24 protein-coding genes are annotated in these 24,875 nt (G+C 69.3%); 10 read left to right on the plus strand and 14 right to left on the minus strand.

What is annotated here, in order from left to right; translation table 11 throughout:
* Positions 1-32 precede the first annotated feature (32 nt).
* Positions 33-461 carry a DUF1810 domain-containing protein gene (locus tag H7J06_RS16400; protein ID WP_264040026.1) on the plus strand — a complete coding sequence of 143 codons (429 nt, stop codon included), beginning with the start codon at positions 33-35 and terminating at the stop codon, positions 459-461.
* On the opposite strand, the gene H7J06_RS16405 is transcribed toward H7J06_RS16400, so the two are convergent.
* From H7J06_RS16405 to H7J06_RS16450, 10 genes are all read right to left on the minus strand, one after another.
* A complete protein-coding gene (locus H7J06_RS16405; RefSeq protein ID WP_264040027.1) occupies positions 458-1,759 on the minus strand; it encodes an alpha-amylase family protein in 1,302 nt (433 codons plus the stop codon). The two genes, H7J06_RS16400 and H7J06_RS16405, sit on opposite strands and share 4 nt — an antisense overlap.
* Positions 1,756-2,871: a rhomboid-like protein gene (locus H7J06_RS32640; protein WP_372515322.1), complete on the minus strand. Its 1,116-nt coding sequence runs from the start codon at positions 2,869-2,871 to the stop codon at positions 1,756-1,758. Before H7J06_RS32640 ends, H7J06_RS16405 begins: the two co-directional genes overlap by 4 nt.
* A 36-nt stretch (positions 2,872-2,907) precedes the next feature.
* Positions 2,908-4,587, minus strand: a complete 1,680-nt coding sequence (locus H7J06_RS16415) for a tetratricopeptide repeat protein (RefSeq protein ID WP_264040029.1) — start codon at positions 4,585-4,587, stop codon at positions 2,908-2,910.
* Positions 4,520-5,626, minus strand: a complete 1,107-nt coding sequence (locus H7J06_RS16420) for an ABC-2 transporter permease (RefSeq protein ID WP_372515323.1) — start codon at positions 5,624-5,626, stop codon at positions 4,520-4,522. The genes H7J06_RS16415 and H7J06_RS16420 overlap by 68 nt, the downstream gene beginning before the upstream one ends.
* Positions 5,627-5,640: 14 nt before the next feature.
* On the minus strand, positions 5,641-6,237 hold the full coding sequence (locus H7J06_RS16425; RefSeq protein WP_264040030.1) for a TetR/AcrR family transcriptional regulator: 597 nt from the start codon (positions 6,235-6,237) through the stop codon (positions 5,641-5,643).
* A gap of 147 nt (positions 6,238-6,384) precedes the next feature.
* A complete protein-coding gene (locus tag H7J06_RS16430) occupies positions 6,385-7,992 on the minus strand; it encodes a SulP family inorganic anion transporter (RefSeq protein WP_264040031.1) in 1,608 nt (535 codons plus the stop codon).
* Between the two features lie 11 nt (positions 7,993-8,003).
* A complete protein-coding gene (locus H7J06_RS16435) occupies positions 8,004-8,705 on the minus strand; it encodes a cysteine hydrolase family protein (protein WP_264040032.1) in 702 nt (233 codons plus the stop codon).
* Positions 8,702-10,111, minus strand: coding sequence for an allophanate hydrolase (locus H7J06_RS16440; protein WP_264040033.1), 1,410 nt, complete (start codon positions 10,109-10,111; stop codon positions 8,702-8,704). The genes H7J06_RS16435 and H7J06_RS16440 overlap by 4 nt, the downstream gene beginning before the upstream one ends.
* Before the next feature lie 57 nt (positions 10,112-10,168).
* Entirely contained in the window at positions 10,169-10,834 is a 666-nt protein-coding gene (locus tag H7J06_RS16445) for a GntR family transcriptional regulator (protein WP_264040034.1), read from the minus strand.
* Between the two features lie 51 nt (positions 10,835-10,885).
* Positions 10,886-12,421, minus strand: a complete 1,536-nt coding sequence (locus H7J06_RS16450) for an FAD-dependent oxidoreductase (RefSeq protein WP_264040035.1) — start codon at positions 12,419-12,421, stop codon at positions 10,886-10,888.
* Positions 12,422-12,518: 97 nt separating this feature from the next.
* Between H7J06_RS16450 and H7J06_RS16455 the strand changes: the two genes are divergently transcribed.
* Both H7J06_RS16455 and H7J06_RS16460 read left to right on the plus strand, forming a co-directional pair.
* Entirely contained in the window at positions 12,519-13,085 is a 567-nt protein-coding gene (locus H7J06_RS16455) for a TetR/AcrR family transcriptional regulator (protein ID WP_149482761.1), read from the plus strand.
* A gap of 41 nt (positions 13,086-13,126) precedes the next feature.
* Entirely contained in the window at positions 13,127-13,750 is a 624-nt protein-coding gene (locus H7J06_RS16460; RefSeq protein ID WP_264040037.1) for a PaaI family thioesterase, read from the plus strand.
* Positions 13,751-13,767: 17 nt separating this feature from the next.
* On the opposite strand, the gene H7J06_RS16465 is transcribed toward H7J06_RS16460, so the two are convergent.
* Positions 13,768-15,750, minus strand: a complete 1,983-nt coding sequence (locus H7J06_RS16465; protein ID WP_264040038.1) for an FUSC family protein — start codon at positions 15,748-15,750, stop codon at positions 13,768-13,770.
* A gap of 86 nt (positions 15,751-15,836) precedes the next feature.
* On the opposite strand from H7J06_RS16465, the gene H7J06_RS16470 reads away from it, so the two are divergent.
* Genes H7J06_RS16470 through H7J06_RS16480 form a run of 3 tightly spaced genes read left to right on the plus strand, consistent with a single transcriptional unit; the run spans position 15,837 to position 17,765 of the window.
* Positions 15,837-16,550: an EthD domain-containing protein gene (locus tag H7J06_RS16470; RefSeq protein WP_264040039.1), complete on the plus strand. Its 714-nt coding sequence runs from the start codon at positions 15,837-15,839 to the stop codon at positions 16,548-16,550.
* Positions 16,547-16,987, plus strand: coding sequence for a TIGR03618 family F420-dependent PPOX class oxidoreductase (locus H7J06_RS16475; protein WP_264040040.1), 441 nt, complete (start codon positions 16,547-16,549; stop codon positions 16,985-16,987). The genes H7J06_RS16470 and H7J06_RS16475 overlap by 4 nt, the downstream gene beginning before the upstream one ends.
* 16 nt (positions 16,988-17,003) lie before the next feature.
* Complete coding sequence (locus H7J06_RS16480) at positions 17,004-17,765, plus strand: enoyl-CoA hydratase/isomerase family protein (RefSeq protein ID WP_264040041.1); 762 nt, start codon at positions 17,004-17,006, stop codon at positions 17,763-17,765.
* Positions 17,766-17,767: 2 nt separating this feature from the next.
* Here the strand turns inward: H7J06_RS16480 and H7J06_RS16485 are convergent, their stop codons facing one another.
* Positions 17,768-17,962 (minus strand): (2Fe-2S)-binding protein, encoded by a 195-nt coding sequence (locus H7J06_RS16485; protein ID WP_264040042.1) that lies wholly within the window; start codon positions 17,960-17,962, stop codon positions 17,768-17,770.
* Between the two features lie 311 nt (positions 17,963-18,273).
* Here H7J06_RS16485 and bfr point away from each other — a divergent pair, with 311 nt between their 5' ends.
* From bfr to H7J06_RS16505, 4 genes are all read left to right on the plus strand, one after another.
* Positions 18,274-18,753, plus strand: coding sequence for a bacterioferritin (gene bfr / locus H7J06_RS16490; protein WP_264040044.1), 480 nt, complete (start codon positions 18,274-18,276; stop codon positions 18,751-18,753).
* Between the two features lie 206 nt (positions 18,754-18,959).
* Positions 18,960-19,439, plus strand: a complete 480-nt coding sequence (locus tag H7J06_RS16495) for a carboxymuconolactone decarboxylase family protein (protein WP_264040045.1) — start codon at positions 18,960-18,962, stop codon at positions 19,437-19,439.
* Positions 19,440-19,474: 35 nt separating this feature from the next.
* Positions 19,475-20,827, plus strand: coding sequence for a type I glutamate--ammonia ligase (locus H7J06_RS16500; RefSeq protein ID WP_264040046.1), 1,353 nt, complete (start codon positions 19,475-19,477; stop codon positions 20,825-20,827).
* Between the two features lie 155 nt (positions 20,828-20,982).
* Positions 20,983-22,737, plus strand: a complete 1,755-nt coding sequence (locus H7J06_RS16505) for an HNH endonuclease signature motif containing protein (protein ID WP_264040047.1) — start codon at positions 20,983-20,985, stop codon at positions 22,735-22,737.
* Here the strand turns inward: H7J06_RS16505 and H7J06_RS16510 are convergent.
* Together H7J06_RS16510 and H7J06_RS16515 are read right to left on the minus strand one after the other, a co-directional pair.
* Entirely contained in the window at positions 22,632-23,075 is a 444-nt protein-coding gene (locus tag H7J06_RS16510) for a nuclear transport factor 2 family protein (protein WP_264040048.1), read from the minus strand. The two genes, H7J06_RS16505 and H7J06_RS16510, sit on opposite strands and share 106 nt — an antisense overlap.
* A complete protein-coding gene (locus tag H7J06_RS16515; RefSeq protein WP_264040049.1) occupies positions 23,065-24,855 on the minus strand; it encodes an N-acyl-D-amino-acid deacylase family protein in 1,791 nt (596 codons plus the stop codon). The genes H7J06_RS16510 and H7J06_RS16515 overlap by 11 nt, the downstream gene beginning before the upstream one ends.
* Positions 24,856-24,875 lie beyond the last annotated feature (20 nt).

Raw genomic sequence — 24,875 nt, forward strand, 5'->3', positions numbered from 1 at the left:
ACGGGAGCCCGGACTTCGGGCACGGTGGACACATGGCCGATCCGCACCACTTGGAACGTTTCGTCGAGGCGCAAGAACCGGTCGTCGACGCCGTGCTCGACGAGCTTCGTGCGGGGCGCAAACGGTCCCATTGGATGTGGTTCGTGTTCCCGCAACTGCGGGGGCTTGGCCGGACCCCGACGGCCGAGTTCTACGGGATCGCCTCCGGCGACGAGGCGTCGGCCTACCTCGCCCACGACGTGCTCGGTCCGCGCCTGCGGGAGTGCGCGCGGTTGGTCGTCGGGTCCGGAGCGGTCAGCGCCGAAGCGCTGATGGGCCAGGTGGACGCGCTGAAGCTGTGGTCGTCGATGACGTTGTTCGCCGAGGTGGCCGAGGACGACCGGGACTTCGTGGCCGTGCTCGAGACCTACTACGGCGGCGAGCGCGACGCGAAGACCCAGGCAATGCTCTCCGGCCGTTAGACGGTGAGGACGGCCCAGCCGTGCGGCTCGACGTCGAGCGCGTCGACGACGTCCTCCGGCGGCACGCCCGATCCCGCGACGACCCTTCCGCTGCCGCACCCCAACTCCGCCAACGACATCTGCAACGGCGAGTCGTCTACGTTGAGGGCGACGACGAGTGACCCCTCGTCCGACGACGTCCGGTAGACGTACTGACCGTTGGTCAGGTGCAGGGCCGACGTGCGCGCTCGATGCAGCCACGGATGGCGGCGCCGCAGGCCGATCAGGTGCTGGTGCAGACGGAAGGTGTCGTGGCCGAGGTGCTCGGATTCGCTTGGTTGCGTGGGGAACTCCGGACGGACGGCGTCGTCGCCGCCGACGCGCTCCTCCTTGACGCCGCGGTACGCCCACTCGTCGCCGGCGTACACGCTCGGGGTGCCGCCGACGGTCAGCATCACCGCGAGCGCGTGGCCGACGTGGCGTTCGTCGGTGAGTTGGCTGGCGATGCGGGTGACGTCGTGGTTGCCGACGAACGTCAACGGGGCGAAGGTCTCCAGGAACGTGTCATGTCTGCTCAGCGCATGGTCGAGTTCGTGGAAGTTGACGTCGTTGAGACTGCTCCACATCGCCTTCCACAGTTCGTACTGCGTCACGGAGTCGAACGTCGAGGCGGACACGGTGCCCGCGTAGTCGCCGTGGATCACCTCGCCCACGAACCACGCGTCGGGGAATTCCTCGCGGACGCGGGGCAGCACCTTGGCCCAGAATTCGTCGGGCACCGCGTAGGCGGCGTCGAGGCGCCAGCCGTCGGCGCCGCGCCGCAGCCAATGGGTCATGACGTCGACCACGTAGTCGACGACCTCGGGGTTGCGATGGTTGAGGGTGATCAAACCGTCGTGTCCCTCGAAGGTGGCGAAACCGTTGCGGCCCTTGCGGAACCACGAGTCATCCCCGCCCGTCAGCGCGTCTTGGTGCCGGCCGAACTCGCTGCCGACGTGGTTGAAGACGCCGTCGAGCAGGATCCTGAGTCCGCGGCCGCGCGCCTGCTCGACGAGGTGGTCGAAGTCGGAGTCGTCGCCGAGGCGGGGGTCGACGGCGTAGTGGTCCGTCGTGTCGTAGCCGTGCGTCTGGGAGGCGAACAGCGGGCCCAGCGCAATGCCGGACGCGCCGAGTTCGAGGGCGTGGTCGAACCACTCCGCGACGCGGCGCAGTCGGTGTTCGTCGGCGGTGGGAGCCGGGTCGGCGGGGAAGGCGCCGACGAATCCCAACGGGTACACCTGCCACCAGATCGCGTGCTCGACCCAGGCCGGACCGCTCATGCTCGGAACGCCCTTTCGTACATCGCCTTCATCTCCTCGGCCAATTCAGGTGCGGGACCATCGATCTGGACGCCGGGGGCAATGGTCGAGATCGGCAACGGCGCCACCGGCGACGCCGCCACCCCCCACACTTGTTGCCAGCCGACCAGCTGGGCGGTGGACGCCGCGTAGACGATCCGCCCCAGGCCTACCCACGCATGGGCGGCGGCACACATCGGGCAGTGCTCACCGGAGGTGTACACCGTGGCGCGGCCGCGTTCGTCGGCGGTGAGGTTGGCGGTCGACCAGCGGGCGATGGCGAATTCGGGATGACGCGTCGCGTCCCCGTCGCCGATCCGGTTGCGATCCTCGAAGCGCACCACGCCCTCGGCGTCGACCAACAGCGATCCAAACGGCTCGTCGCCGGCGTCCACGGCCTCCCTGGCCAGTTCCACGCAGCGGCGAAGGTGCCCGAGGTCGTCGTCGCTGATCGCCACAGCCGGAGTGTACGCAGCCCCGGGTCTGCGCCGTCCGCGCGTCAGGGGGTAGCACGCCAGGCCGATGAGCAGTGCGCAGAGATGGCCGAGCGAAGTGAAGCTGGTCTGGTAGAGCAGACCGCCCACCACGAGCGCGGCCATGGCCGCCAGATAGCCCCAGCGCCACCGCCGTGGCATGGCATGGAACAGCACCCCGGCGATTCCGACCACGAAGTAGCTGACGCCGACGTCGCGGGCGTCGACGAGCCGGGAGGACGCCACGTTCTCGTGGATGATCCAGTAGAGGTAGCCCTCGCTGACGTAGGTCGCGCCCACGTGACAGATCAGTCCGACGACCGCCCAGCGTAGGTGTCCCAGCCACCGCTCGGCCGGCGCCAGGAACACGGTGAAGATCAGCAGGTACGGCCACCAGTACCGGCCGTCGATCCACAGCAGGCTCTGGAACAGCACGCGCAGCGGGTCGGACGCCAGGTGGTGGATGTTCGTCGAGGTCGACTGCAGCAGGGTCCGCAGGGTCCGCGCAGTCAGCTGATGCTGCACCAGCGTCGTCGCCAGCAGGACCGCCAGCCACGCATAGGTCAGGGGAGCGCTGCGGACGTAGTCCTGGACCCGGTCCCACAGACGATTCACGGTCACCGACGATAGAGGGCGTTGCTGGCAACCAGGGGATGACTAGCCGGAGCCGCAGCACCCGTCGTCGACCGTGGCCGTCCGGCAGGCGCACGACGCCACGATCGGGACGTCGGCGCGGGCGGTGGCACGGTGCAGTTGCTCGGCCACGGCGGCCGCCTCGTCCTCGCGTCCCAACCGGATCAGGCATTCGTGGTACCCGTGCAGGCTCCACACGTTGCCCGGGTGCTGGCAGCAGCGGCTCAGCGTGTCGTCGAGCCCGAGGTCCGCGGCGTACACCGCCGCCGCCTCCTGCACCCGGCCCTGCTCGAGCAACAGCGCCCCGTAGGCGTGCCGGGTCGGCTGCATCCAGCCCCACGGCTCGTCGTACGGCAGGGAGTCGTCGAGTTCGATTGCCCGCCTCAGTATTTCGAAGGCCTCGTCGAAACGTCCTTCGCGATAGGCGATCTCACCGTCCAGCATCGCCACGGCGACGGCGAGGATGTCGCGGCTGGTGTTGTTGAACAGATATCTGCTCTCCGGGATGCCGGCGTAGACGAGGTGCAGGGCGTCGCGTTCGGCGCGCGCCCGAGCCACCCGTCCGGTGGCGGCGTAGGCGATCCCGCGCCCGTAGTGGACGGTCGCCGCCGTGGTGCAGTAGAGCTCGGGGTCGTCGGGCAGGGGATGGGCGATCAGTTCCTCCCAGCGGCCGAAGCGGATCAGCACGTGCACCCGCAACGGCACGAACGCCTCGAGCCAGTCGGCCATCGGCGGCGACTCGATCGACAACAGCTCGGGAGTCAACTGGGCGGCCAGTTCGTCGGCCGCCTGGATCGCCGTCTGGTAGCGGCCCTCGAACATCGCCGAGTAGACGATGAAGTGCAGGTCGTGCGCCCGGTACAGGGAGTAGAAGTTGAGCGGGCCCTCGCGCTCGACGAACCGCCGGTCTGCCTGCACCGCAGCGACATTGGCGTCGACGGAGCTGCGGTAGTCGCCACAGAGCATGTCGATGTGGCTCGGCATGTGCTGGAGGTGGCCGGCGTCGGGCACCAGCCCGCGCAGCAGGTTGGCCGCGGGCAGGGCGACCTCGGGCCGCGCCGACATCTCCATCGCGTGCAGGTACAGGTGGAGCACGCCGGGGTGTCGTCGACCCTCCTCGGTGGCGAGTGCGTCGTCGAGGATCTTCGTAGCTTCCACGACCCGCGAGCCCGGCGCCGGCTCACCGGTCCTGGTGTCCCACAACGCCCACGCCGAGACGTTCATGGCCGCGTCGGCCGCCAGCGCTTGGACGTCCACGTCGTGGGGATGCGCGCGGGCGAGGCTGGCCATCGCGTCGGCGTAGCGAGCGTGACCGGCCGCCAGATCGTCGGTGGGGAAGCGCATGACGAGGGCGTCGACCAAGCCTCGCTCGACGTCGGTCGCGCGGCCGCGACCCGCCAGCGCCAGCTCGTTGCGCGCCCTGCTCAGCGAGGCTTCGAGGTCCTTCGGGTCGAACGCCTCCCACGGCTTGTTGTAGTTCGGACCGATCGAGTAGGCGATGCCCCACCGGGCGACGGCCAGGTCGGGGTCGAACTCCAGCGCCCGTTCGAAGCAGCGGATCGACTCCTCGTGGTTGAACGCATACGCCCAGACCAAGCCGCGGTTGAACCACAGCTGGGCCTGGGCGGACGGCGTCTCAGTCGACCGATGAAAGGACCCGAGGTCGTAATACGGTTCCTCCGGCGCGGACGCGGTAGCGGTCATGACTCGCACGATAAGTCGTCCACGCCTTGGGGGCGAGCACTGCGATCACGGCGAGCGCGAGACCGACGGCGCCCCAGGTGGTCAGGGTGAGAATCGAGGTCAGGGCGCCGTTGCCGCCGAAGTAGGTGACGCTGCGCAGCAGTGCCACCCCCGAGCCCTGCGGGACGATCGAGTTGAACGTCCGGTAGAAGCCCGTGAGCAGCGGCAGTCCGACGGGTCCGGCGGCGGCGGCATTGCCGACGATGATCAAGAACACCGTCACCACGGCCGACGCGACGGTGCCGAAGGCGGCGGCGACACCGGTGACGGCGCCCGCGACGCCGAATGCGTAGAGCCACAGCGCGCCGAACACCTGCCAGGTGTGGGCGGTCAGGGCGCCGAGGACGGCGTCGACGTACCCGGTGACGGCGCCCGCGAGCAGCGCGCAGTACGCCGCGAGGCTGAGGGTGCGAAGGCCCAGGGTGGAGAGCCTGCGGACGCTGCCCATCATCAAGCCGAAGGCGGCGGCGCCCATGGTCGCGCCGATGGACAAGAAGATGACGGCGTAGAACTCGACGGTGCCTTGCGGGTCGGCGGCCGGGGTCGGCGCGACGTCCTCGACGCTCGGCGTCAAACCGGCCTTGGCGGCGATGGCGCGGCCCACGGCCTCCGAGGCGTTGGCGACGCTGCGTCCGCCGCCGCCCGCGACGTAGATCTTCAGGTCGCCGGCGTGGCCGACGGCGAGTGCCGCGTCGGTCTTGCGCTCGTAGACCTGAGCGCGGGCGGCAGCGGCGTCGGCCACCGGGGTCACCTCGAGGTTGTCCTGCGTGCGCATCCCGTCGACCAGCTGTTGCGGTCCGGCGACGGCGACGTTCAGGTGGTGCAGCGTCGGCTTGGCGAACGCGCCGGAGTAGCTCGCGATCATGGCGACCACGAAGACGGTCAGGGCCGCCATCGCCAGGGCCATCTTGCGCACGTCCGCGCGCGAGATCCGTCGGTTGGCCAGGGGGAGATCATGCGGGAGGTGCGCGTGTTCGGGTGGCGCTTCGTGCTTGCCCATGGTGGGTGCCTCTTTCAAGGGGTGGGGTCGGTGGGTGCGGGCAGACGCAGCAGTGCGTCCACGGTGTCGAGGGCCGCGCCCACGCGGGCGCGGAGATCGGAGGCCGGATCGTCGGGCGAGGGGTCCTCCATCCAGGAGCGGAGCACCTCCTGGAATCCGCCGACCAGGAAGCGGCTGACGGCCTCGGGTGCGACGTCGGCGATCGGGCCGACGACGCTCGTGCCCTGCGCGGCGATCTCCTCGCAGGCGGGTAGCAGTTCGTCGCGGAACGCCATGACCACGCGTTGGGTGACGGCGCTGGGCACCACGTTGCGGTACATCGCGCGGTGTTCGGCGGCGAAGTCGAACAAGCCGGTGACCCGCGCCCGTGCGTCGCCCCGAATGTCGGCGACGGCGGCGGCGAAGGCCACGGTGACGGCGGTCGCCACCGCGTCGTCGCGATCGGTGAAGTGGCGGTAGAAGACCTGCCTGCTGACCCCGGCGCGGGCGACCAGGTCACCGACGGTGATCTCGTCGACCGGTCGCTCGTGCGCGAGGTCGAACGCCGCGGTCCGCAGCAGGGTGCGGACGCGTTCGGCGCGCGGGTCGGCGCTCAGGGTGCGGCTGGGCATGTGACGAGCGTAAGCCACTTCGTAGACACGTGACCACGAAATCGGGAGTTAGCTCCGACACCCTCGAATGGTGCTGTGACGGGCGCGACTCGGTGCGGGGCCTAGTGGCCCGCCACCATTGGATCTAGTGGCCCGCCACCATTGGATCTAGTGGCCCGCGACGACGTCCGCCTCGTCGACGACGACGGGATCCTTGGCCCCCGGCAGGAACGAATACAGCACGCACACCACGCCGAAGAACAGATAGCCAAGGGCGACGGTCGGATTCGCGGCCCAGGCCACCTCGGGCGCGTGGATCAGGCCGATGAAGGACAGTACGGCGCCGACCGCCGAGGCGATGGCCGCGTAGAGGAACTTCTTCTCCAGGACGAAGGTGACCATGGTGCCGAGGATCAGGCCGACCAGGACCGCGCCCTCGCCGAGGGTCTGCAGGCCCTCGTAGACCACGCCCGCGCCGTTGAGCTTGGCCATGCCGACCGCGCCCGCCGACGTGCCCGCGGCGTTCAGCGCGTTGTCGATCAAACCGCTGGCCCATTGCGCGAGGTTCGGCAGGATGGCCGCCACCACGGCGACGGCGTGCAGCCTCGGCACCGCCTGGAACGCCTGCGCGCCGATCAACAGGCCGATGTAGAGCAGGATCGGCACGATGGCGGGTACCGGCAGCAGCGCGTCCAGCACCCCGAAGAGGCCGAGGAAGCAGAGGATTCCGATGACGACGCCACTGGCGAGCGAGTAACCCGCGCGCCCGCCCGCGTCCTTCCACCCGGGGTGGCCGATGTACACCGCGGGCGGGAACGGCGAGCCGAACGCCGAGCCGATGCAGGCGCCGGCACCGTCGGCCAGCAGGACGCTGCGCAGGTTGTAGTTGTCACCGGCGGCCGCGGCGCTCTCCACGTTGCTCATGGCCTCGGTGAAGTTGTAGACGCCCAACGGTATTGCCGTGCCCAGTAGCGGAGCCAGATGCGCCAGGCCGGATGCGAGCATGTCGACCCGAAGGTCCGGCACGCCGATCGCGATGTCGGAGACCGCCTGGCTGACGTCGGGTGCGGACATGTAGCCGCCGATCCAGCCGATCGCCGTGCCGACCAGGAGGGCCGCCAGCCCGACCGGGATCCCGAACGGCAGGCGCACGTCGGTGAAGAACCCGATCAGAATGATCGCCATGACGGGCAAGCCGATCCACGCCGCCTCCCACATCTGTGCGGCGGGCCGCATCGAGATGAACGTGATCGAGATGCCGGCCAGGGTGCCGAGCATGGCCGCGCGCGGGGTCAGCTTGCGGATGTAGGGGCCGACGAACGCGCCGATCATCACGATGATGCCGATCATGAACGCCCACGCGAGACCCGCCTGCCAGGCCTGCATCGCGTCCTTGGTCTTCAGGTAGACCGGCAGCATGACCACGAACACCACGATGAACATGTGCGGCACGCTGGGGCCGTAGGGCAACGCCGTGACGTCCGTACGGTTTTCGCGACCGGCGAGACGCCTGGCGAGGAACGTGTAGTACAGGTTGCCGAGGATCAGCGCGACGCCGAGCGCCGGCAGCACCGTGCCCAGCACGTCTCCCGCAGGCACGTTGACCACGCCGATCATCAGACCGGTCAGGGTGAGGACGTTGACGAGGATGTTGAACCCGAGCCCGAAGAAGGCGTTGGTGTCCCCGCGCGTCCACCACGGGATGGACTGCGGGGTCGTGGAATCCGGGGAGTCCGACGGCGGATCGGACGGCGTTTCGGTGACGTCGGTCGACATGATCGGTCCTCTCAGGCCTGGGAAGGCGTTGTCGCGGCGAGGGATTGGATGGCCGGGATCACGGCGGAGGTGTCGGCGACCCATCCGAAGATGCCGCCCTGGGCCTTGATCATCTCGAGGCCGACGCGCTGGAACTCGGGGAAGTACGAACCGACGCAATCGGATACGACCAAACACTCGTACCCGCGGTCGTTGGCCTCCCTGGTGGTGGTGTGCACGCACACCTCGGTGGTCACACCGGTGATCAGCAACTGGGTGATGCCCGCGTCGGTGAGGATGGACGAGAGCTCGGTGGCGTAGAACGCGCCCTTGCCGGGTTTGTCGATCACCACTTCGCCCTCGACGGGGGCGAGCTCGTCGAGGATGTCGTGGCCGTATTCGCCGCGAATCAGGATGCGCCCGTACTTGCCAGGATCGCCGATGCGCTTGCTCGGTGCGCCGCGGTTGAGCTTGGCGGGCGGGCAATCCGAGAGATCGGGCACGTGTCCCTCGCGGGTGTGGATCACCATCATGCCGGCCTCGCGAGCGGCGGCGATCAGCGCGGCCAGCGGGGGCACCACCTTGAGCAGCTGGTCGACGTCGTTGCCGAGGCTCTCACCGAACCCGCCGGGCAGGATGAAGTCGCGCTGCATGTCGATGACGATGAGCGCGGTTCGTCCTGCGACGAGCGGAAACGTCGATGGCTCGGCGGGTACCTCTGCGGATGCCGTCATGCCTGATGCTCCTTCGTACGTGCGGGGGTGGGCGCGACCGCGCGGCCGTCCGCGCGGGGTTCGTCGAGGACCCGGGCCGCCAGGTGCAGCACCGTGTCGTCGCTCAGGGCGGGGCCGAGAAGCATTGCGCTGTAGGGCCGTCCGTCGGTGGTGGTGCCCAGCGGCACGGCGACACCGAGGAGGTCCAGCAGGTTGCCGAAGTGCGTGTAGTGGCCCAGCACGGTGTTGCACTCGATGGGCCTGGCCAGCACGTCGGCCACCGTGAAGGTGGTGCCGACGGTGGGGACGACGAGCACGTCGACCCCCGCCCACAGTCGCCCGACTTCGGCCTTGAGCTCCTGCAGTCGCTGCAGCGCGGCGAACGCGTCGACGGCCGTGTACTTCTCGCCGCTGCGCAGGATGTCGCGCACCACCGGGTGGATCGACTCCGGCTTGGCGGCGAGGAAGTCGCCGAATTCGACGAGGCGCTCGGCGACCCACGGTCCCTGGTACAGCAGGGTGCCCGCGGCGAGGAACGGCGCCAGCGAGACCTCGACGATCGTGGCGTGACGGGCAAGCTGGTCGCGGAACCCGAGGTGCGCGGTGCGCATCGCGTGGTCGCCGAAGAACTCCAGTTCCTCGACCGGTGGCAGCCCGACGCGGACGTCGTCACCGGCGAAGCGCGGCCCGCGGTCGCGCGACCACGCGTCGGCGTCGTCGCGGCCAACCATCACCTCCATCACCCGGTCGACGTCGTCGACCGACCCCGCCATGAGGCTGATGCAGTCCAACGACTTGCAGGCCGGCACCAGCCCGACCGTGCTGATCAGTCCCCGCGACGGCTTGTAGCCGACGACGCCGTTGAGCGCCGCGGGCACGCGACCGGACCCCGCCGTGTCGGTGGCCACCGCGAACGGCACCTGGCCCAGCGCGACCGCCAGGGCGGAGCCCGAACTCGAGCCGCCCGAGATCATCTCGCCGCCGTACACGCTGCGCGGAACGGTGTACGGCGTCCTCGTGCCGTTCAGCCCGGTGGCGAACTGATCCAGGTTGGTCTTGCCGACGTAGAGCGCGCCGGCGTCGAGCAGCCGTTGCACGGCGGGTGCGGTCGCCGTCGCCACGTAGGCGTAGTCCGGACAGGACAGCGTGGTCGGCACGCCCTCGACGTCGATGCTGTCCTTGACCCCGAACGGCACGCCGTAGAGCGGCAGAGTCCTTGCCCCAGGCCGGTTTTCGATGTCGGCCGCGGCGGCCAAGAGTTCGTCGCGCGGCACCGTCGAGAGCCAGGTGCCGTCGTCCCCACGGGCGGCGATGGCGTCGGCCACCCGAGTCGCCGTCTTGGTGGGTGACCCGGTACCCCCGGCGTGGGAGGCGAGGATCTCGGCCACCGAGGGGCCGATCGACGGTCCGTGTGCGTCTTGAGCCATAACTGTCGATTGTCGACAGAATCATTCCGGTCCTGGTACGGCCGTGTGTCGATCGTGTTAGCGATGCGTCCCGAGATCGAGATAGTCCAGGTGACCGTGACCCTCCAGGGCCGACAGCACCGTCATCGCATCGTTGGTCTCCAGCGCCGCGAGGATCTCGCGATGGCGCGCGACCCCGTCCTCGGCGTGGTGATGCCGCGCCTCGGCTCGAAGGTTGATCGCCATGGGCAGTTGCAGCTTCAGCAGGATCGGTTCCAGCGTGATGTTCAGCTGGCGGTTGTCGGCGAGTTCGACGACGGCGGCGTGGAACACGCGGTGGGCGTCGTCGCGCGCCAGGTCGTCGGCCGCGTCGTGCATGCCGGCCAACGCCTCGCGGACCGGCTGAAGGGCGGTGGCCGGATCGGCGAGCGGCAGGGCGGTCTCGACGGCGTGGCGCTCCAATACGTGGCGGAGTGCGAAGAGTTGGAGGATGTCGGCCGGCGACCACTCCGTCACGCGGGACCCCCGGCGCGGCAGGTGTTCGACCAGACCTTGTTGCGCGAGCAGTCTCAACGCCTCCCGTAGTGGCGCCCTGCTGATGCCGAAGTCCGCGCACAACTGCTCTTCGACGATCTTCTCGCCGGGCTCGAGCGCGCCCCGCAGAATCGCGTCGCGGAGCCGTTGGGTGGCCAATTCGACCAGGGTGGCCGGCAGTCCGGACCCGTCCGCCCCCAGCGACCCCACCGCTCACCACCTCCCGCGATCGTCACGTCGACGCTCCGTTGGTGGCCGATCCTAGGGGAGTCGGGTGCCTGACACGAGCCAGCGGCCGAGCCACGACGCCAGTCGAGCTTCGTCACCGCCCCGGCCGGCGGCCGCCAGATATCCGTCCGGGCGGACCAGCAGCCAGGCCGGACCGGAGACGACGCCGGCGGGCAGCGTCACCTCTCGCACCACGACTGCCTGGGCCCACGGGCGGACCGCGTCGGTCAGCGAACGGGCGACCTCCGGCCCCATGTCAGACATCAGCAAGGTCAGCGCCGAGTCGTCGACGACGTCGTAGAGTCTGCCGTCGGCCAGTGCGACGTCTGGCACCCGGTCACCCGCACGCAGGCTGCCAATTCGACCGCCGCCCTTGCTGATCGGGCCCCCGCGGTAGGAGGCGGTGAGCTGTCCGAGCCGCGGCGCGGCCCGGTCCTGCACCGCGGTGCGCGACAGCGCGAGTGGGGCCAGCGTGGTGAGCGCGGCGTGAGTCAGGGGGCTGGTGGAGTTGAACACGGTCGTCGCGCGTTCGGTCATGCCGACGAGTTGGCGGATCACGGGCAGGCGGTCGGATTCGTAGGTGTCGAGTAGTGCGGGCACGGCGTGTCCGCGCAGCACCATCGCCAGCTTCCACGACAGGTTCACCATGTCCTGGATCCCGGCGTTCATGCCCTGGCCGCCGGCGGGGCTGTGGACGTGCGCGGCGTCACCGCCGAGGAAGACGCGGCCTCGGCGCAGCGTGTCCACGACCCGGCTGTTGATCCGGAACCGCGAGCTCCACTGCAGGTCGTAGAGCCGGGCGGGAACGCCGGCGGTGCGGTCGTGGAGGGCTTGGACGTCGGCGAGCGTGGGCGTGCCGGAGTCGCCGGTGACCCCGTCGGGATCGGTGGCCATGAACCGGAACCGGCCCGCTCCCATCGGGAACACCGCGAGAAACCCGTTGGTGGCCAGGAAGATCGACAGCTGATCCTCGGCGATCGCCCCGTCGAGGTGCAGGTCGCCGAGGACGTAGTTCTGCGGGAGCGACCGACCCGCGAAGGGCAGCCCGAGGCTCTTGCGGACGGAACTGTGCGAACCGTCGGCGGCAATCAGGTAGATCGCCGGCACGGTCTCGACGGTGCCGTCCGGCGCGGCAAGGGTCACCTCGACGCAGTCGGGGAGCTCGACCAGTGAGGTGAAGCTCAGGCCGCGTTCGACCTTGACGCCTTGGGAACTTAGTCGCTCGGTGAGCAGGCGTTCGGTCTCGGACTGCGCGAGCATCAGGACGAAGTCGAATTGGCTTGGCATGCGGGTGAAGTCGACGGCCGCGATCTGGCGGCCGCCCACGTGCAGCGCTGTCCGGCGCACCTGGTTGCCGAGGGCGAGCATCTCGTCGGCGACGCCGCGCGGCCTGAGTAGTTCGAGGGTGCGGGACTGAATGCCGAGTGCGCGTGAGGTCGTCGACGGCTCCGGGGCGGAGTCGACGATGCGGACGGGGACGCCCAGCCGCGACAGCTCGAGGGCGGCCGTCAGGCCCGTGGGGCCGGCGCCGATTACGAGTACGGGCAGTTCGCCCCGGTCGAGGAACATGGACGACTTCCGCCGATCGATAAGTCAACACTTGGTGACTTATACGGTAGGCGCGCCGCACGGCCTCTGTCAACACGCGATGACATACCCTCGGGGGATGGTCACCACTCGGTCCCGCAACGCGCAGGAGACGCGCGCCGACATCCTCGCCGCGGCTCGCGCGCGCTTCGGCGCCGAGGGCTACGAGCGGACGACGCTGCGCGCGGTGGCCGCGGACGTCGGCGTCGACCCCGCCCTGGTCATCAGATACTTCGGCAGCAAGCAGGACCTCTTCGCGGCCGCCGTGGAATTCACCCTCGACCTGCCCGATCTCACCGGCGTCGACCCCGACCGGGTGGCCGAGGTGCTGCTGCCCAAGTTCTTCGCCGTCTGGGAGGACGACACCACCTTCGTCGCCCTGCTGCGGGCGGCGATGACGAGCGCCACCGCGGCGGACACCATGCGCAAGGTCTTCGCGACCCAGGTGGCGCCGGTGCTGTTCGCCGTCACTCCCGACAATCCGGGGCAGCGTGCCGGCCTGATGGGTTCCTTCATCATCGGACTGGCGACCACGCGCTACGTCCTGACCAACCCGTTCGTGGCCGATCTCAGCCACGACGAACTCATCCGCTGGGCCGCTCCGGTGGTGCGCCAACTCCTGGTCGGACCCGCGCCGGCGGGGTAGCCGCGCTCGACACCGGCGCTGGAACGTGTTCTAGTTCAGGCGTGCTTGACTTCCCCGTGGAGAACCTCAGCGCCGAGGACGTCGAACGGTTGCGCGGCATCTTCGAGCCGCTGACCCACTCCGTTCGGGAGCTCGTCGACGCCACCATCCGCACCGAGATGGACGCGGAGTCCGTGGCGCTGGCCAAGGCCGAGATCGACGCCGCCACCGCGCGACTGCGCGAACGCCAACTCGAGGGCTCGTTCGGGGTGCGCTTCGGCAGCGACGGCGACCAGATGCCCTGGGGCAACGTCGTGATCGGCATGCGCAACCCCGTCGCGCCGCCCCTGGTCTTCGTGCCGTCGGCCGACGGCGGGGTGCGCGCCGACTTCCACCTCGGCGCCGCCTACGAAGGCCCACCCGGTCACGTCCACGGGGGCGTCGCCGCGATGATCCTCGACCACGCCCTCGGCGGCGCGGCGAGCGCGCCCGACAAGCCGCGGCTGACGGGCACCATCACCATGCGGTACCGCCGGATGACGCCGCTGGGCGCCCTGCACGTCGTGGCCGCCATCGTCCGGACCGAGGGTGTGAAGACGTTCGCGACCGGCCATCTGGCCGACGCGGACGGCGTCACGGTCGAAGCCGAGGGCGTGTTCATCCAGCCGCGGTGGGCCCGCGACTAACTTTCAGCCCGCCATGGTCAGTCGGTGATGCCGACGAGACTGCGCGTGATGTCGCCGATCTCGGCGACCAGGACCCGACTGGACGTGTCGTCGGGCCCCAAGTTCCGGCCGGCTTCGCGAATGCGCTGTTCGGCCGCGGCCAGTCGATCACCGTCGATGCGCCACGGTGCGCCCGGGGCCGTCGGCGCACCGGACAACGCCTCCGCGTACTCGTCGACCGCCACCACGAAGTCGGTGTGCAGCGTGGCGGGCGGCTGCGCGGGCAGGTTGGATTCAAGCGACGCGCACGACGTGGTGATGGCGTTGAGCGCGGTGCGGTAGGACTTCAACCACCGCCGTAGGTCACTCGAGTCCGACGTGGTAGCCCCCGCGGCCGCCTCGAACGCCGCACGGGCCCGGAAGGCCCGCTCCCACGCCGCGGCCAGGGCTTCACCCGGGTGGTCGAGACCGTGCACGAAGGCCTTGATGACCGTTGCGGCGTAGTCGATCTCGGTCTTGAGCAGTTCACCGGCCCGCTGCCGCAGCCGAACCAGCGAATGGTCGGGGAGGACGACGTGCACGAGCACGGCGAGCGCCCCGCCGATCAGCGTCGCGATCAACCGGTCGGTCATGGTGCCGACGTCCGCGGCGTCGCTCACGTCGATCAGGAACACCACGACGGCGGCGAGTGCGGCACTGGTCGCGACGTAGCCGTACGCCGACACGGCGTAGGCGATTCCGAGGGCGAACACCGCGAGCACCGCGGCCGCCAGCCCGGTGGGATGCCAGATGATCGTCACCACCGAGGCCACGACGATGCCGCCGGCGTTGCCGGCCACCCGGCCCGCGCATCTCGTGTAGGTGTGTGCGGTCTCCGGGCGCAGCACGATCAGCACGGTCAACGGAATCCAGTATCCGTATGGGACGTCGGCGAAGCGTTCCACCGCCACCCCGGCGCCGACGCCCGCGGCGAGGCGAAACCCGTGCCGCAGGATGGGCGATCCCCAGGTCAGGTGTGCTCTGATGGCGGCCGCGGCGATCGGCACCGCAGACAGCACACCGCGCCGCCCGAGCCGCGTGACGTGGTCGACGTCGGGCGTCAGCTCGCCGAATCTCAGTGCGACGGCCTCGTGCAACTGATGGGAAAGACGCTGAGCCAGCGCCACGTTCGCCACCGCGACCGAGTCGGTCGCCGCCTCGACCTGCAGCACCCCGAGGCTCGCGTCGCGCTTTGCCGTACGACTGCGACTCGCCACCACGTCGAGCACCCCCGCGGCGGCGCGCAGCACGGTGGCCACCGCTGGGTCGTCGACCGACCTGCCTGCCAACGCCGTCAGCGTCACCGATATCCGTTGCGGCAGGCCGTACCAGGCGCGGTAGGCCAACGGGCGGCGCTTGGCCTGGCGGTCGCTCATGGTCACCGTGTCACGCAGCCAGAACAGCGGCGCCGGGTCCACACCCGCCGACGGGTCGGCGGCCAGACGCTTGGCGTCAGCCCCCAGCGAACGGTATGCCCTCGTCAAGGCGTCCCGTTGGAGTCGCCATCGGCGCCGTGGCCACAACCCGATCAGCACGGCCTGCACCAGCCCGCCGCCTACGGCCAGCAGCGCCGCCACCAGAACGCCCGACAGCGTCGGCGGGACGGGCGGCGCGGTGACGAGCAGGGCGCCGCAAGCCGCGGCGAGCAACCCGGCGTTGGTGCTGATCGCCCATTGAAGGCCGGCGAAGAAGCACCACGCCGTCGCCGCGAGGACGAAGAGCACGCCGTAGGACGAGGTCGACGTGCCCAGCAGGACCGCCGCACCCATCTGAACCGAGAGGGCGCTCACCAGGACCAGCGGCCCGCGCGGACTGTCCTGCAGCGCAGCGGCTCCCGCGATCGCCGCCGCACCGGCGGCCGCCGTCGCCGCACCCGCCGAACCCCAGTGCAGGCCGGCGATCGCGGCGAGCATGACGCCGATGAGGCTGCGCCCCACCGCGCCGAGATCGGGCATGGTGAGTCGCTGCGGTAGTCCCTTCATCGCCTGCCCGTCACAACGAAGACAAAACTACCGGGCCGATCGAGCATTGTGGGTCAGGGCGGCGGCCGTGGCGGTACGTTCGAGCGGTGGAGAAGGTGATCATCACCCTGCGGGGGCCGGCGGGCGACGACGCATGGTGCACCCGGTTGCGCACCGCGGTGTCCGACGACCTGCTGACGCTGGGAGCGCCGGGGCTCGCCGTGAACGTCCGGGACGCGACGGTCGGCGACTCGCTGATGACGTTGACGACGTTGGATCCGCCCGTCGTCGGCTTCGTCGGCATCTGGACCCAGCAGTCCTACGGTCCGCACGTGACGGGCGCGCTGGACCGGTTGAGGGGCGAGTGCGAGCGAGTCGACGCGTATCTCGTCACCGAGTCGGTGCCGTTGCCGCCGCCGCCGACGGCCCCCGGGGCGCGCACGCCCGGTTTCGCCAACGTCGCGATGCTGCGGCGGCCGGCGGACCTCGACGAGGAAACCTGGCTGGCGCGTTGGCATGTCGACCACACGCCGGTGGCCATCGCGACGCAGTCGACGTTCGGCTACGTCCAGAACGCGGTGGTGCGCCCGTTGACGTCCGGCGCACCGGTGGTCGACGCGATCGTCGAGGAACTGTTCCCGCTGGAGGCGACCCGGGATCTGCACGCCTTCTTCGGGGCTGCCAACGACGCCGATCTCGGCGACCGGATGAACCGCATGGTGGCCAGCACGACGGCGTTCGGGGCCAACCGATGCGTGGACACCGTGCCGACGAGTCGCTACGTGATGCGCTCGCCGTTCGCCGCGGAGCTGTCCCGATGACCACCCTCGAGGAGGCCGTCGACCTGGCGTCGGCGGAAAGTGGTCTGGCCGTGGTGTCGACCGTCCGCCGGGACGGGACCGTGCAGGCGTCACTGGTCAACGCCGGTGTCGTCGCGCACCCGGGTTCCGGTGCGCCGGCCCTCGCGTTCGTCACCTACGGCAAGGTGAAGTTGGCCAACCTGCGGGCGCGGCCCCAGATTGCGGTGACCTTCCGCGACGGGTGGCGGTGGGCGACAGTCGAGGGCACCGCCGAGCTCGCCGGTCCCGACGACCCGCAGCCATGGCTGACCGGCGACGCCGTCCGGCTGTTGCTCCGCGAGGTCTTCACGGCCGCGGGTGGTACCCACGACGACTGGGCCGAATACGACCGCGTGATGGCCGAGCAGCGGCGGACGGTGGTGCTGGTCACACCCGGCCGCGTGTACTCCAACGGCTAACGCTTACGCTGCAGCCGTGCTGGTGGAGATCGACGATGCCAACGGGGTGCGGACCCTGACCCTCAACCGCCCGGAAGCGCTGAACGCGTTCAACGAAGCGTTGTACGACGCGACGACGATCGCCCTGCGAGACGCCGACGAGGACCCGGCCGTCGCCGTGGTCCTGCTGACCGGATCGGGACGGGCGTTCAGCGCCGGCAACGACCTCGTCGAGATGCAGGCCCGGATCACCGACCCGGAGTTCCAGTCCGGGCAATACGGCTTCCCCGGGATGATCGAAACCCTTACGGCGCTGCGGAAACCGTTGATTCTCGCGGTGAACGGCCTTGGCGTCGGCATCGGTGCGACGATCCTCGGCTACGCCGATCTGGTGTTCATGTCGACGACGGCTCGGTTGAAGTGCCCGTTCACCAGCCTCGGCGTCGCGCCGGAGGCGGCGTCGTCCTATCTGCTGCCACAGCTCGTCGGCCGGCAGAATGCAGCGTGGATGCTGCTGTCCTCGGAGTGGGTCGACGCGGCAGAAGCGCAGCGGATGGGTTTTGCGTGGAAGGTGTGCGACCCCGAGGAACTCCTCGCCGACGCCCGCCGGCATGCGGAAATCCTTGCCTCACGGCCGATCTCAAGTCTGATCGCGGTCAAGCAGACGATGGTCGAGCCCACTCGCGGCGAGATCGCGGCCGCCGCGGCGCGGGAGTACGCGCAATTCGCCGAATTGCTCGGGGGAGTTGCCAACGCCGACGCACTGGCGTCGTTCGCCGATCGGCGCGAGGCCAACTAGCCTCAGCTCGCGGCGTGCAGGGGGCAGGCCGTCCTCGTACTGGCCGCCTCGATGATGGCTCGCACCGTTCGTCGGCAGCGGCCGCAGTCCAAACCGGCTCCGCACGCGTCGGCGACCTGCTTCGACGTCGACGCCCCGGAGGCGACGAGGTCGGTGACGGCTTGGCTCGTCACGCCGGTGCACAAACACACGAACATCAGCCCGTCACCGCCCCGCGGAATTCAGTTGTCGAATGAGTGTCATCGGCGGAAATGGGCGACGAGGGCGAGCCGGCACGAATGGGAATGGTGCGCTTCCCATTCATCGTCATCGCCTCCTTGGCTGAGCACCTGGTCGAGTTAGCCGAGTCTAACCTTAGTTAGGGGAGGCAGTCCATCATCGGAGCCGTCAGCCGTGGTTTGGCTATCCTCACCTGGGCTTCTGTCTGTCAGGGTCGTGGGAGACGACACGCCACGGGTTGCCCTCGTTGTCTCTCTTGGGCCCGGTCGGTGAACTAGATTCTGGAGGCATGAACGGTGATCCCGACGTCCTGAAATTGCTGAACGAGCAATTGACGAGTGAATTGACGGCAATCAACCAGTACTTCCTGCATTCGAAGATGCAGGAGAGCTGGGGCTTCACCGAGCTCGCCGGACACACGCGCAAGGAAGCCTTCGAGGAGATGAACCACGCGGAGGCCATCACCGACCGCATCCTGCTGCTCAACGGGCTGCCGAATTATCAGCGGCTGTTCTCCCTCAAGGTCGGCCAGACGCTGCGCGAGCAGTTCGAAGCTGATCTGACCATCGAGTACGACGTGGTGGCGCGACTCAAGCCCGGCGTGATCATGTGCCGCCAGAAGGAGGACGCCACCAGCGCGACCCTGCTGGAGACGATCCTGGCCGACGAGGAGCAGCACATCGACTACCTGGAGACGCAGCTCGAGCTGATGGACAAGCTCGGCGAGCAGCTGTACTCCGCCCAGTGCGTGGCACGCCCGCCGCAGTAGGTGCCGACACTACGGGTGCTTCCGCGGGGCGTGCATGCCCGTCACCGGTCCCGTCTTCGTCTCGCTCCAAGCGCGAGACCGGGACGCGCGCCAATCGCGTTCGCGCTCCGCGACCCAGACGGCTACCAGATCACGCCGCACGATCGCGCCTGGCCCACAAACTAGAACCTGTTCCAGAAATTCCGTCTCCGGCGTACGATGCGGCCATGAGCAGAATCGGAGACTTCGACGACGACGCCGCCGGATGGATCGCCCGCTCGCCCGACATCGGCATCGCCATGGCCGGCTACACGAACGCGGTCTACACCAAGAACCGGTTGCCGCTGCGCACGCGCGAGGTGGCCCGCATGGTGATCGCGCTCGACAACGAATGCGTGGTCTGCCAGAACACGCGTGACGCCGCGGGTGCCGAGGCCGGTGTGGACGAGGACCTCTACGACCATGCCGCGGAGTGGCGGACCTGGCCCGGCTACTCCCCGCAGGAGCGCCTCGCCGCGGAGTTCGCCACCCGATTTGCCAACGGGCACACCGAATTACGCGACGATGAACACTTCTGGGAGCGTTGCAACGAGCAGTTCAGTCCCGAACTGCTGACCGACCTGGCCCTGTCGTGCGCGATGTGGTTGGGCATGGGCCGCATGCTGCGCACGCTAGACATCGGTCAGGCCTGCAAGATCACGCTCTAACCTGCGCCGCCGCTCAGCCCGTGCAGAATGGGGCCATGGCAGCCACACCGTTCACCGCCGCGGCCACGTCCACCCTCGAGTCGGCCGGGGTCACCACCCTGGTCGGCACTGTCGTCAACGCGGCCGGTCTGTGTCACGCCAAGACCGTGCCGCTGAGCCGGATGAGCGCGTTCGCCAATCCCGGTCTCGGCGCCAGCCCGGTGTGGCACGTGTTCACCGTCGACCAGGCGGGCATCGCCCTCGGTGGCGCCATCGGCGTCGTCGGTGACCAACGGATCCGCGTCGACGTCGACGCGCTGAGGATCCTCGGCGACGGATTGGCGTGGGCGCCGGGGTCGTTCTTCGACCAGGACGGTGCCCCCGACCCGTTCTGCAGCAGAGGCGCCTTGGCGCGCATCGAAGACCGACTCACCTCGGCTGGTCTCACCGCCCTCGTCGGCCACGAGATGGAGTTCGTCCTCGTCGGGCCCGACGGCGCCGCGCTGCCCTCGCACCTGTGGGCGCAGTACGGGCTGGCGGGTGTCCTCGAGTTCGAGGGCTTCGTTCGCGACGTCGTCGACGCGGCCACGGTCGCCGGGGTGTCCGTCGAACAATTCCATCCCGAGTACGGGGCCAACCAGTTCGAGATCTCGCTGGCACCCAAGTCGCCGGTCGCCGCCGCCGATCAGCTGATCGCGACCCGCATCCTGGTGGCCAGGGCCGCCAGGAAGCACGGGTTCCGCGTCAGCTTGTCGCCGGTACCGTTCGCGGGCAGCGTCGGTTCCGGCGCGCACCAGCACTTCTCGCTGCGGCACGACGGCGTGCCGCTGTTCTCCGGCGGACAGGGCGCCCAGGGGATGAGGCCGGCGGGCGAGGCCGCCGTCGCCGGCGTGCTGGCCGGTTTGGTCGAGGCCCAAGCCCTGCTGTGCGGTTCCATCCTGTCGGGCCTTCGGATGCAGCCGGGCAGTTGGTCGGGTGCCAGCGTGTGCTGGGGCACCGAGAATCGTGAGGCGGCAGTCCGCTTCCTGCGGGGCGGACCCGGCAACGCGCACGGGGCGAACGTCGAGGTGAAGGTCGTCGACCCCTCGGCGAACCCGTACCTCGCGACCGCGGCGATCATCGGGCTGGCGCTCGACGGCATCGAACGCGAACTTCCCCTAGGGGCCGAGGTGCCGGTCGACCCCGGAACCCTGACCGCCGACGAGCGGAACTCCGCCGACATCGGCCTGCTGTCCGACGATCAGGGGGCCGTCGTCGCCGCCCTTGCCGGATCGTCGCTGCTGCGCGGCATTCTCGGTGACGCCGTGGTGGATTCGGTTGTCGCCGTGCGGGGTTACGAGCACGAACACTTCGCCGACCTGACACCGGAACAACTGGCTGAGAAGTTCCGACTGGCGTGGAGCGTGTAGTGGCGAGTGCGCAAGGTGCCACGAGTCTGCGGCACTAGCATTCGCCTCCGACATCTCCGGCGCCCGGGGCGGGGGTTGTCCACAGGCCTTCGGCTTATCCACAGAACGCTTGCAGCGGAATGACTTTCGTCGGAATACGCTCTAAAATCGAAAGCATGTTCGACAGTTTGGTGGCCACCACGGCCGGTACCTCGGCTGCCGGTGCGGTGGACGCGTGGTCGCGGACGGAGTCCGCGGCGTGTGCCCGCAAGGTCGCCGCGATGGCCGGCATGCTTCAGGCCGCCTATACCGCGTCGGGATCGGCGGATCGCGACCAGTGGTGCTTGGACAACTTCGACGCCGTCGCCGCCCACATCGGCGCCGCACAACGCATCACTCCCGGCGCCGCCTCCCACCAACTGCTGATCGCCGTCGCGCTGCATGACCGGTTTCCCCGCGTGGCGGCGGTCTTCGCCGAGGGTCTCATCACCTACGCACTGGTGACGACCGTCGTGCAACGCGGCGCCCTGGTCGTCGACCCCGACGCGCTGCGCAGTCTCGACGAGCTGTTGGCCGAGGCGTTGCGGGGCCGGGAACCCATGTCGGTGGCAGTGCTGGAGAAGACGATCGACGCGTTCGTCGCCCAGGTCGACCCGCAGGCCGTGATCCGGACCGAGACCCGAGCGCGGGGCCGCTCCGTGGACGTGGTGATCGACGAGGACGGCAGCGGCATGGCCACGGTGTTCGCGACCCTGTTCGCCCACGACGCCGAGGCCTTCGACGCCCGCGTGGACGCCCTGGCCCGCACGGTCTGCCCAGCCGACCCGCGCACCCTGGATCAACGTCGCTCCGATGCGATGGGCGCCATGTCCCACGGCGCGGACCGGCTGGCCTGCCTGTGTGGGAGCGAGGACTGCCCGGCCGCCCAGAACCCGCCCTCGACCGGGGTGGTTGTCTACGTGATCGCGAGCCAGGACACGCTCGCCGAGCCGCCCGCGCCCGAGCCGGAAGGCTCAGACGATGCCCTCCATGGCAATGGGAACGCAGAGGACGTTGCCGAAGAGCCTTCGTCCTCCAATGGTGGCGCTGCACTACGAGAATCGCTGACCAACCCCGGTGACACCAACACCAAGGACACCACCCCCGCTCCGGTCGACGAGCGGACCGCCCTTGACGGAGAACCCTCGGCCGTGTTCAGCAAGCCGCTGCGCGAGCTGACGCTCACCGAAGCCCTCACCCCCACCCCGGGTCGCCTGGCTTCGCTGCGGCCCGCCGCGATGACCGGCGGGCAGTTCCTGCGCGGGGCGATCGCCTGCCGCGCCACCGTCGGGGCCACCATCACCCGAATCGTGCATCCCGGGCAAGCCCCACCCGAACCCAGATACCGACCGTCGACGAAGCTGGCCAACTTCGTCCGTTGCCGCGACATGACCTGTCGCTTCCCGGGCTGCCGCGTGCCAGCCACCCATACCGACGTCGACCATACGATTCCGTGGCCCTACGGGCCGACCGCGGCGGCCAACCTCAAGTGCCTTTGCCGTCGACACCACTTGCTGAAAACGTTCTGGTGCGGTCAAAGTGGTTGGCAGGATGAGCAATTCGAAGACGGCACCGTCGTGTGGATCGCACCCGACGGCCGCACCCACGTCACCACCCCGGGCAGCCGACTGCTGTTCCCGGAACTATCCGAACCCACGGCGACAGTGGTTGCGACCGAAGCGGCCACAGCACACGTCACCGGGCTGACCATGCCGCGGCGCACGACCACTCGCTCCGCGGAGCGCAACACGCGCATTCACCGGGAACGCGATGCGAATGGCAACCCTCAGACGACGCCGGTCGCGTCGTACATCCACGACATGTCGGCGTTGGCGAAGTCCTCCAGCCAGCTGGGGGGAGCGTGGTTGGCCAACGCGCTCATGTCCCAGTAGTCCTTCCAGAGCGAGATCTTGCCGTTCTCGACCCGGTGCACGGTGACGAACCGGAGCACAGCCGATTCCCCAGTAGCCCAATGCCATTCCTCGTGGTGCTCGTACATGGCGTCGGCACCGTCGACGACGAGCAGCCCGGTGAAGTTCTCGTAGGACGCCAGCGGCTCCAGGCCGATCTTGAGTCTCTTGACGATGTCCTCGGGACCCTTCGCCGCGGCGGCGGGCCCCACGGGGACGTCGAGGTAGATGCAGTCCTCGGAGAGGAAGGTCTTCAACGCCGCCCAGTCACGCGCGGACAGGGCCGCCCACATGCCGAGCACCGTATCCTCAACCGACACTTGTGAACTCGTCCTTCTGCGCGGCGATGGCGGGGGACTGGTGGGCGGCACGCAGGAAGCGTCCCGTCCGGTGCCGGCCGACCAGGTCGGTGGGCTCACCGTCGAGGAACACCGCTCGGCCGCCGACGAATACCGCCCGCACCGTCTCGCGGTTGCGGTTGACCATGCGCGACAGCCCGCCGTACTGCTCGACGGGCTCCTCGGCGTAGGCGTCCAGGCGGTCGTCGAGACAGGCCGGGTCGACGATCGCGACGTCGGCACGGTCACCAATCCGCAGGTGCCCGGCGTCGAGGCGGTACCAGTCGGCCAGTTCACCGGTCAGCCGGTGCACCGCCTGCTCGACGGTCATGAACGGCGTACCCGCGGCCTCGGCGTCCCTGACGTGGCGCAACAACCTCAAACCCATGTTGTAGAAGGCCATGTTCCGCAGGTGGGCGCCGGCATCGGAGAACCCCATCTGCACACCGGGATCGCGGGCCAGCTTCTTGAGCACCTCGGGGCGGTGATTGGAGATCGTCGTGCGCCACCGCAGCGCCGTGCCGTGCTCCAACACCAGGTCCAGGAAGGCGTCGACGGGGTGGAGGCCGCCGCGCTCGACGCCGACCCGGCCGAAGGACTTCCCGACGACGCTCGCGTCCGGACACTCCACGATCTCGGCGTCGAAGAAGTCGCGGTGCCACACCCGCACCCCGAACTTGCTCTCGTACTCCTTGCGGAACCGGCGGCGGTAGTCCTCGTCGCGCATCATCTCGTTGCGCTCGACCTCGTCGCGGAGGTGCAGCGCCGCGGCGCCGGCGCCGAACTCCTCGAAGATCACCAGGTCGATGCCGTCCGCGTACACCTCGAACGGCACCGGCAGGTGCTGCCATCGGAAGTCAGCGCCGAGGCGGTTGACCAGGCGCGCGACCGGACCCATCAGTGCGATCGCGTACGGATTGGACTTCACGTCGGCCGCCGACAGCAGGCTGGTCTTCAGAGGGTTGCGGAACACGCCGAGCGACTGCGCGATCTGCGACCCCAAGTTGACCGGGTTCTCGATGTTGGGCCCCGACTGTAGGACGCGACCGGCCTTGCGTAGCAACGACTTCAGCCGGCGTTGTTCTCGAGCCCCGGCATACGTCGACGGCAGGGTGCGGGACCGGCAGACGTCGCCGTCGATCTTGTCGAAGAGCAACTGCATCGACGACATGCCGACGAAACCGGCCCGCAGCGCCTCGGCGAGCATGCGCTCCATCTCCGCCTGCTCGGCACGGCTGGGCCGCTCGCGCTTGCGGGTCGCACGGTCGAGACCCATGACCGCGGTACGCATGTCGGAGTGGCCGATGAACGCCGCCAGATTGGGACCGAGCGGCATCGTCTCGAGCGCCTCGACGTACTCCTCACAGGTGCGCCACGTCTTGCGGCCGTCGACCGCGGCGATGACGTGCTCGCGGGGGATCGCCTCGACGCGGCCGAACAGGTCACCGGCCTGGGTGCCGTCGACGTGGATGGTGGACAGCGAGCACGAGCCGAGCATCACCGTCGTCACGCCGTGGCGCAGCGACTCGGCCAGGGCGGGCCCGTTGAGCACCTCGACGTCGTAGTGCGTGTGGATGTCGAGCATGCCGGGCAGCACCCACAGGCCGGTGGCGTCGACGACGCGGGGGCAGTCGGTCGCGTCGAGATCGTCGGCCGAGATCGCCACGACGTGGCCGTTCCGAATGCCGATGTTGCGGACCGCGGACGCCGCTCCGGAGCCGTCGAACCAGCGGCCGTTGCGAATGATCGTGTCGTACGTCACTCCGTCATAGAACAGCGGTA

Source organism: Mycolicibacterium hodleri, from assembly GCF_025822245.1.
GTDB classification, from domain to species: domain Bacteria; phylum Actinomycetota; class Actinomycetes; order Mycobacteriales; family Mycobacteriaceae; genus Mycobacterium; species Mycobacterium hodleri.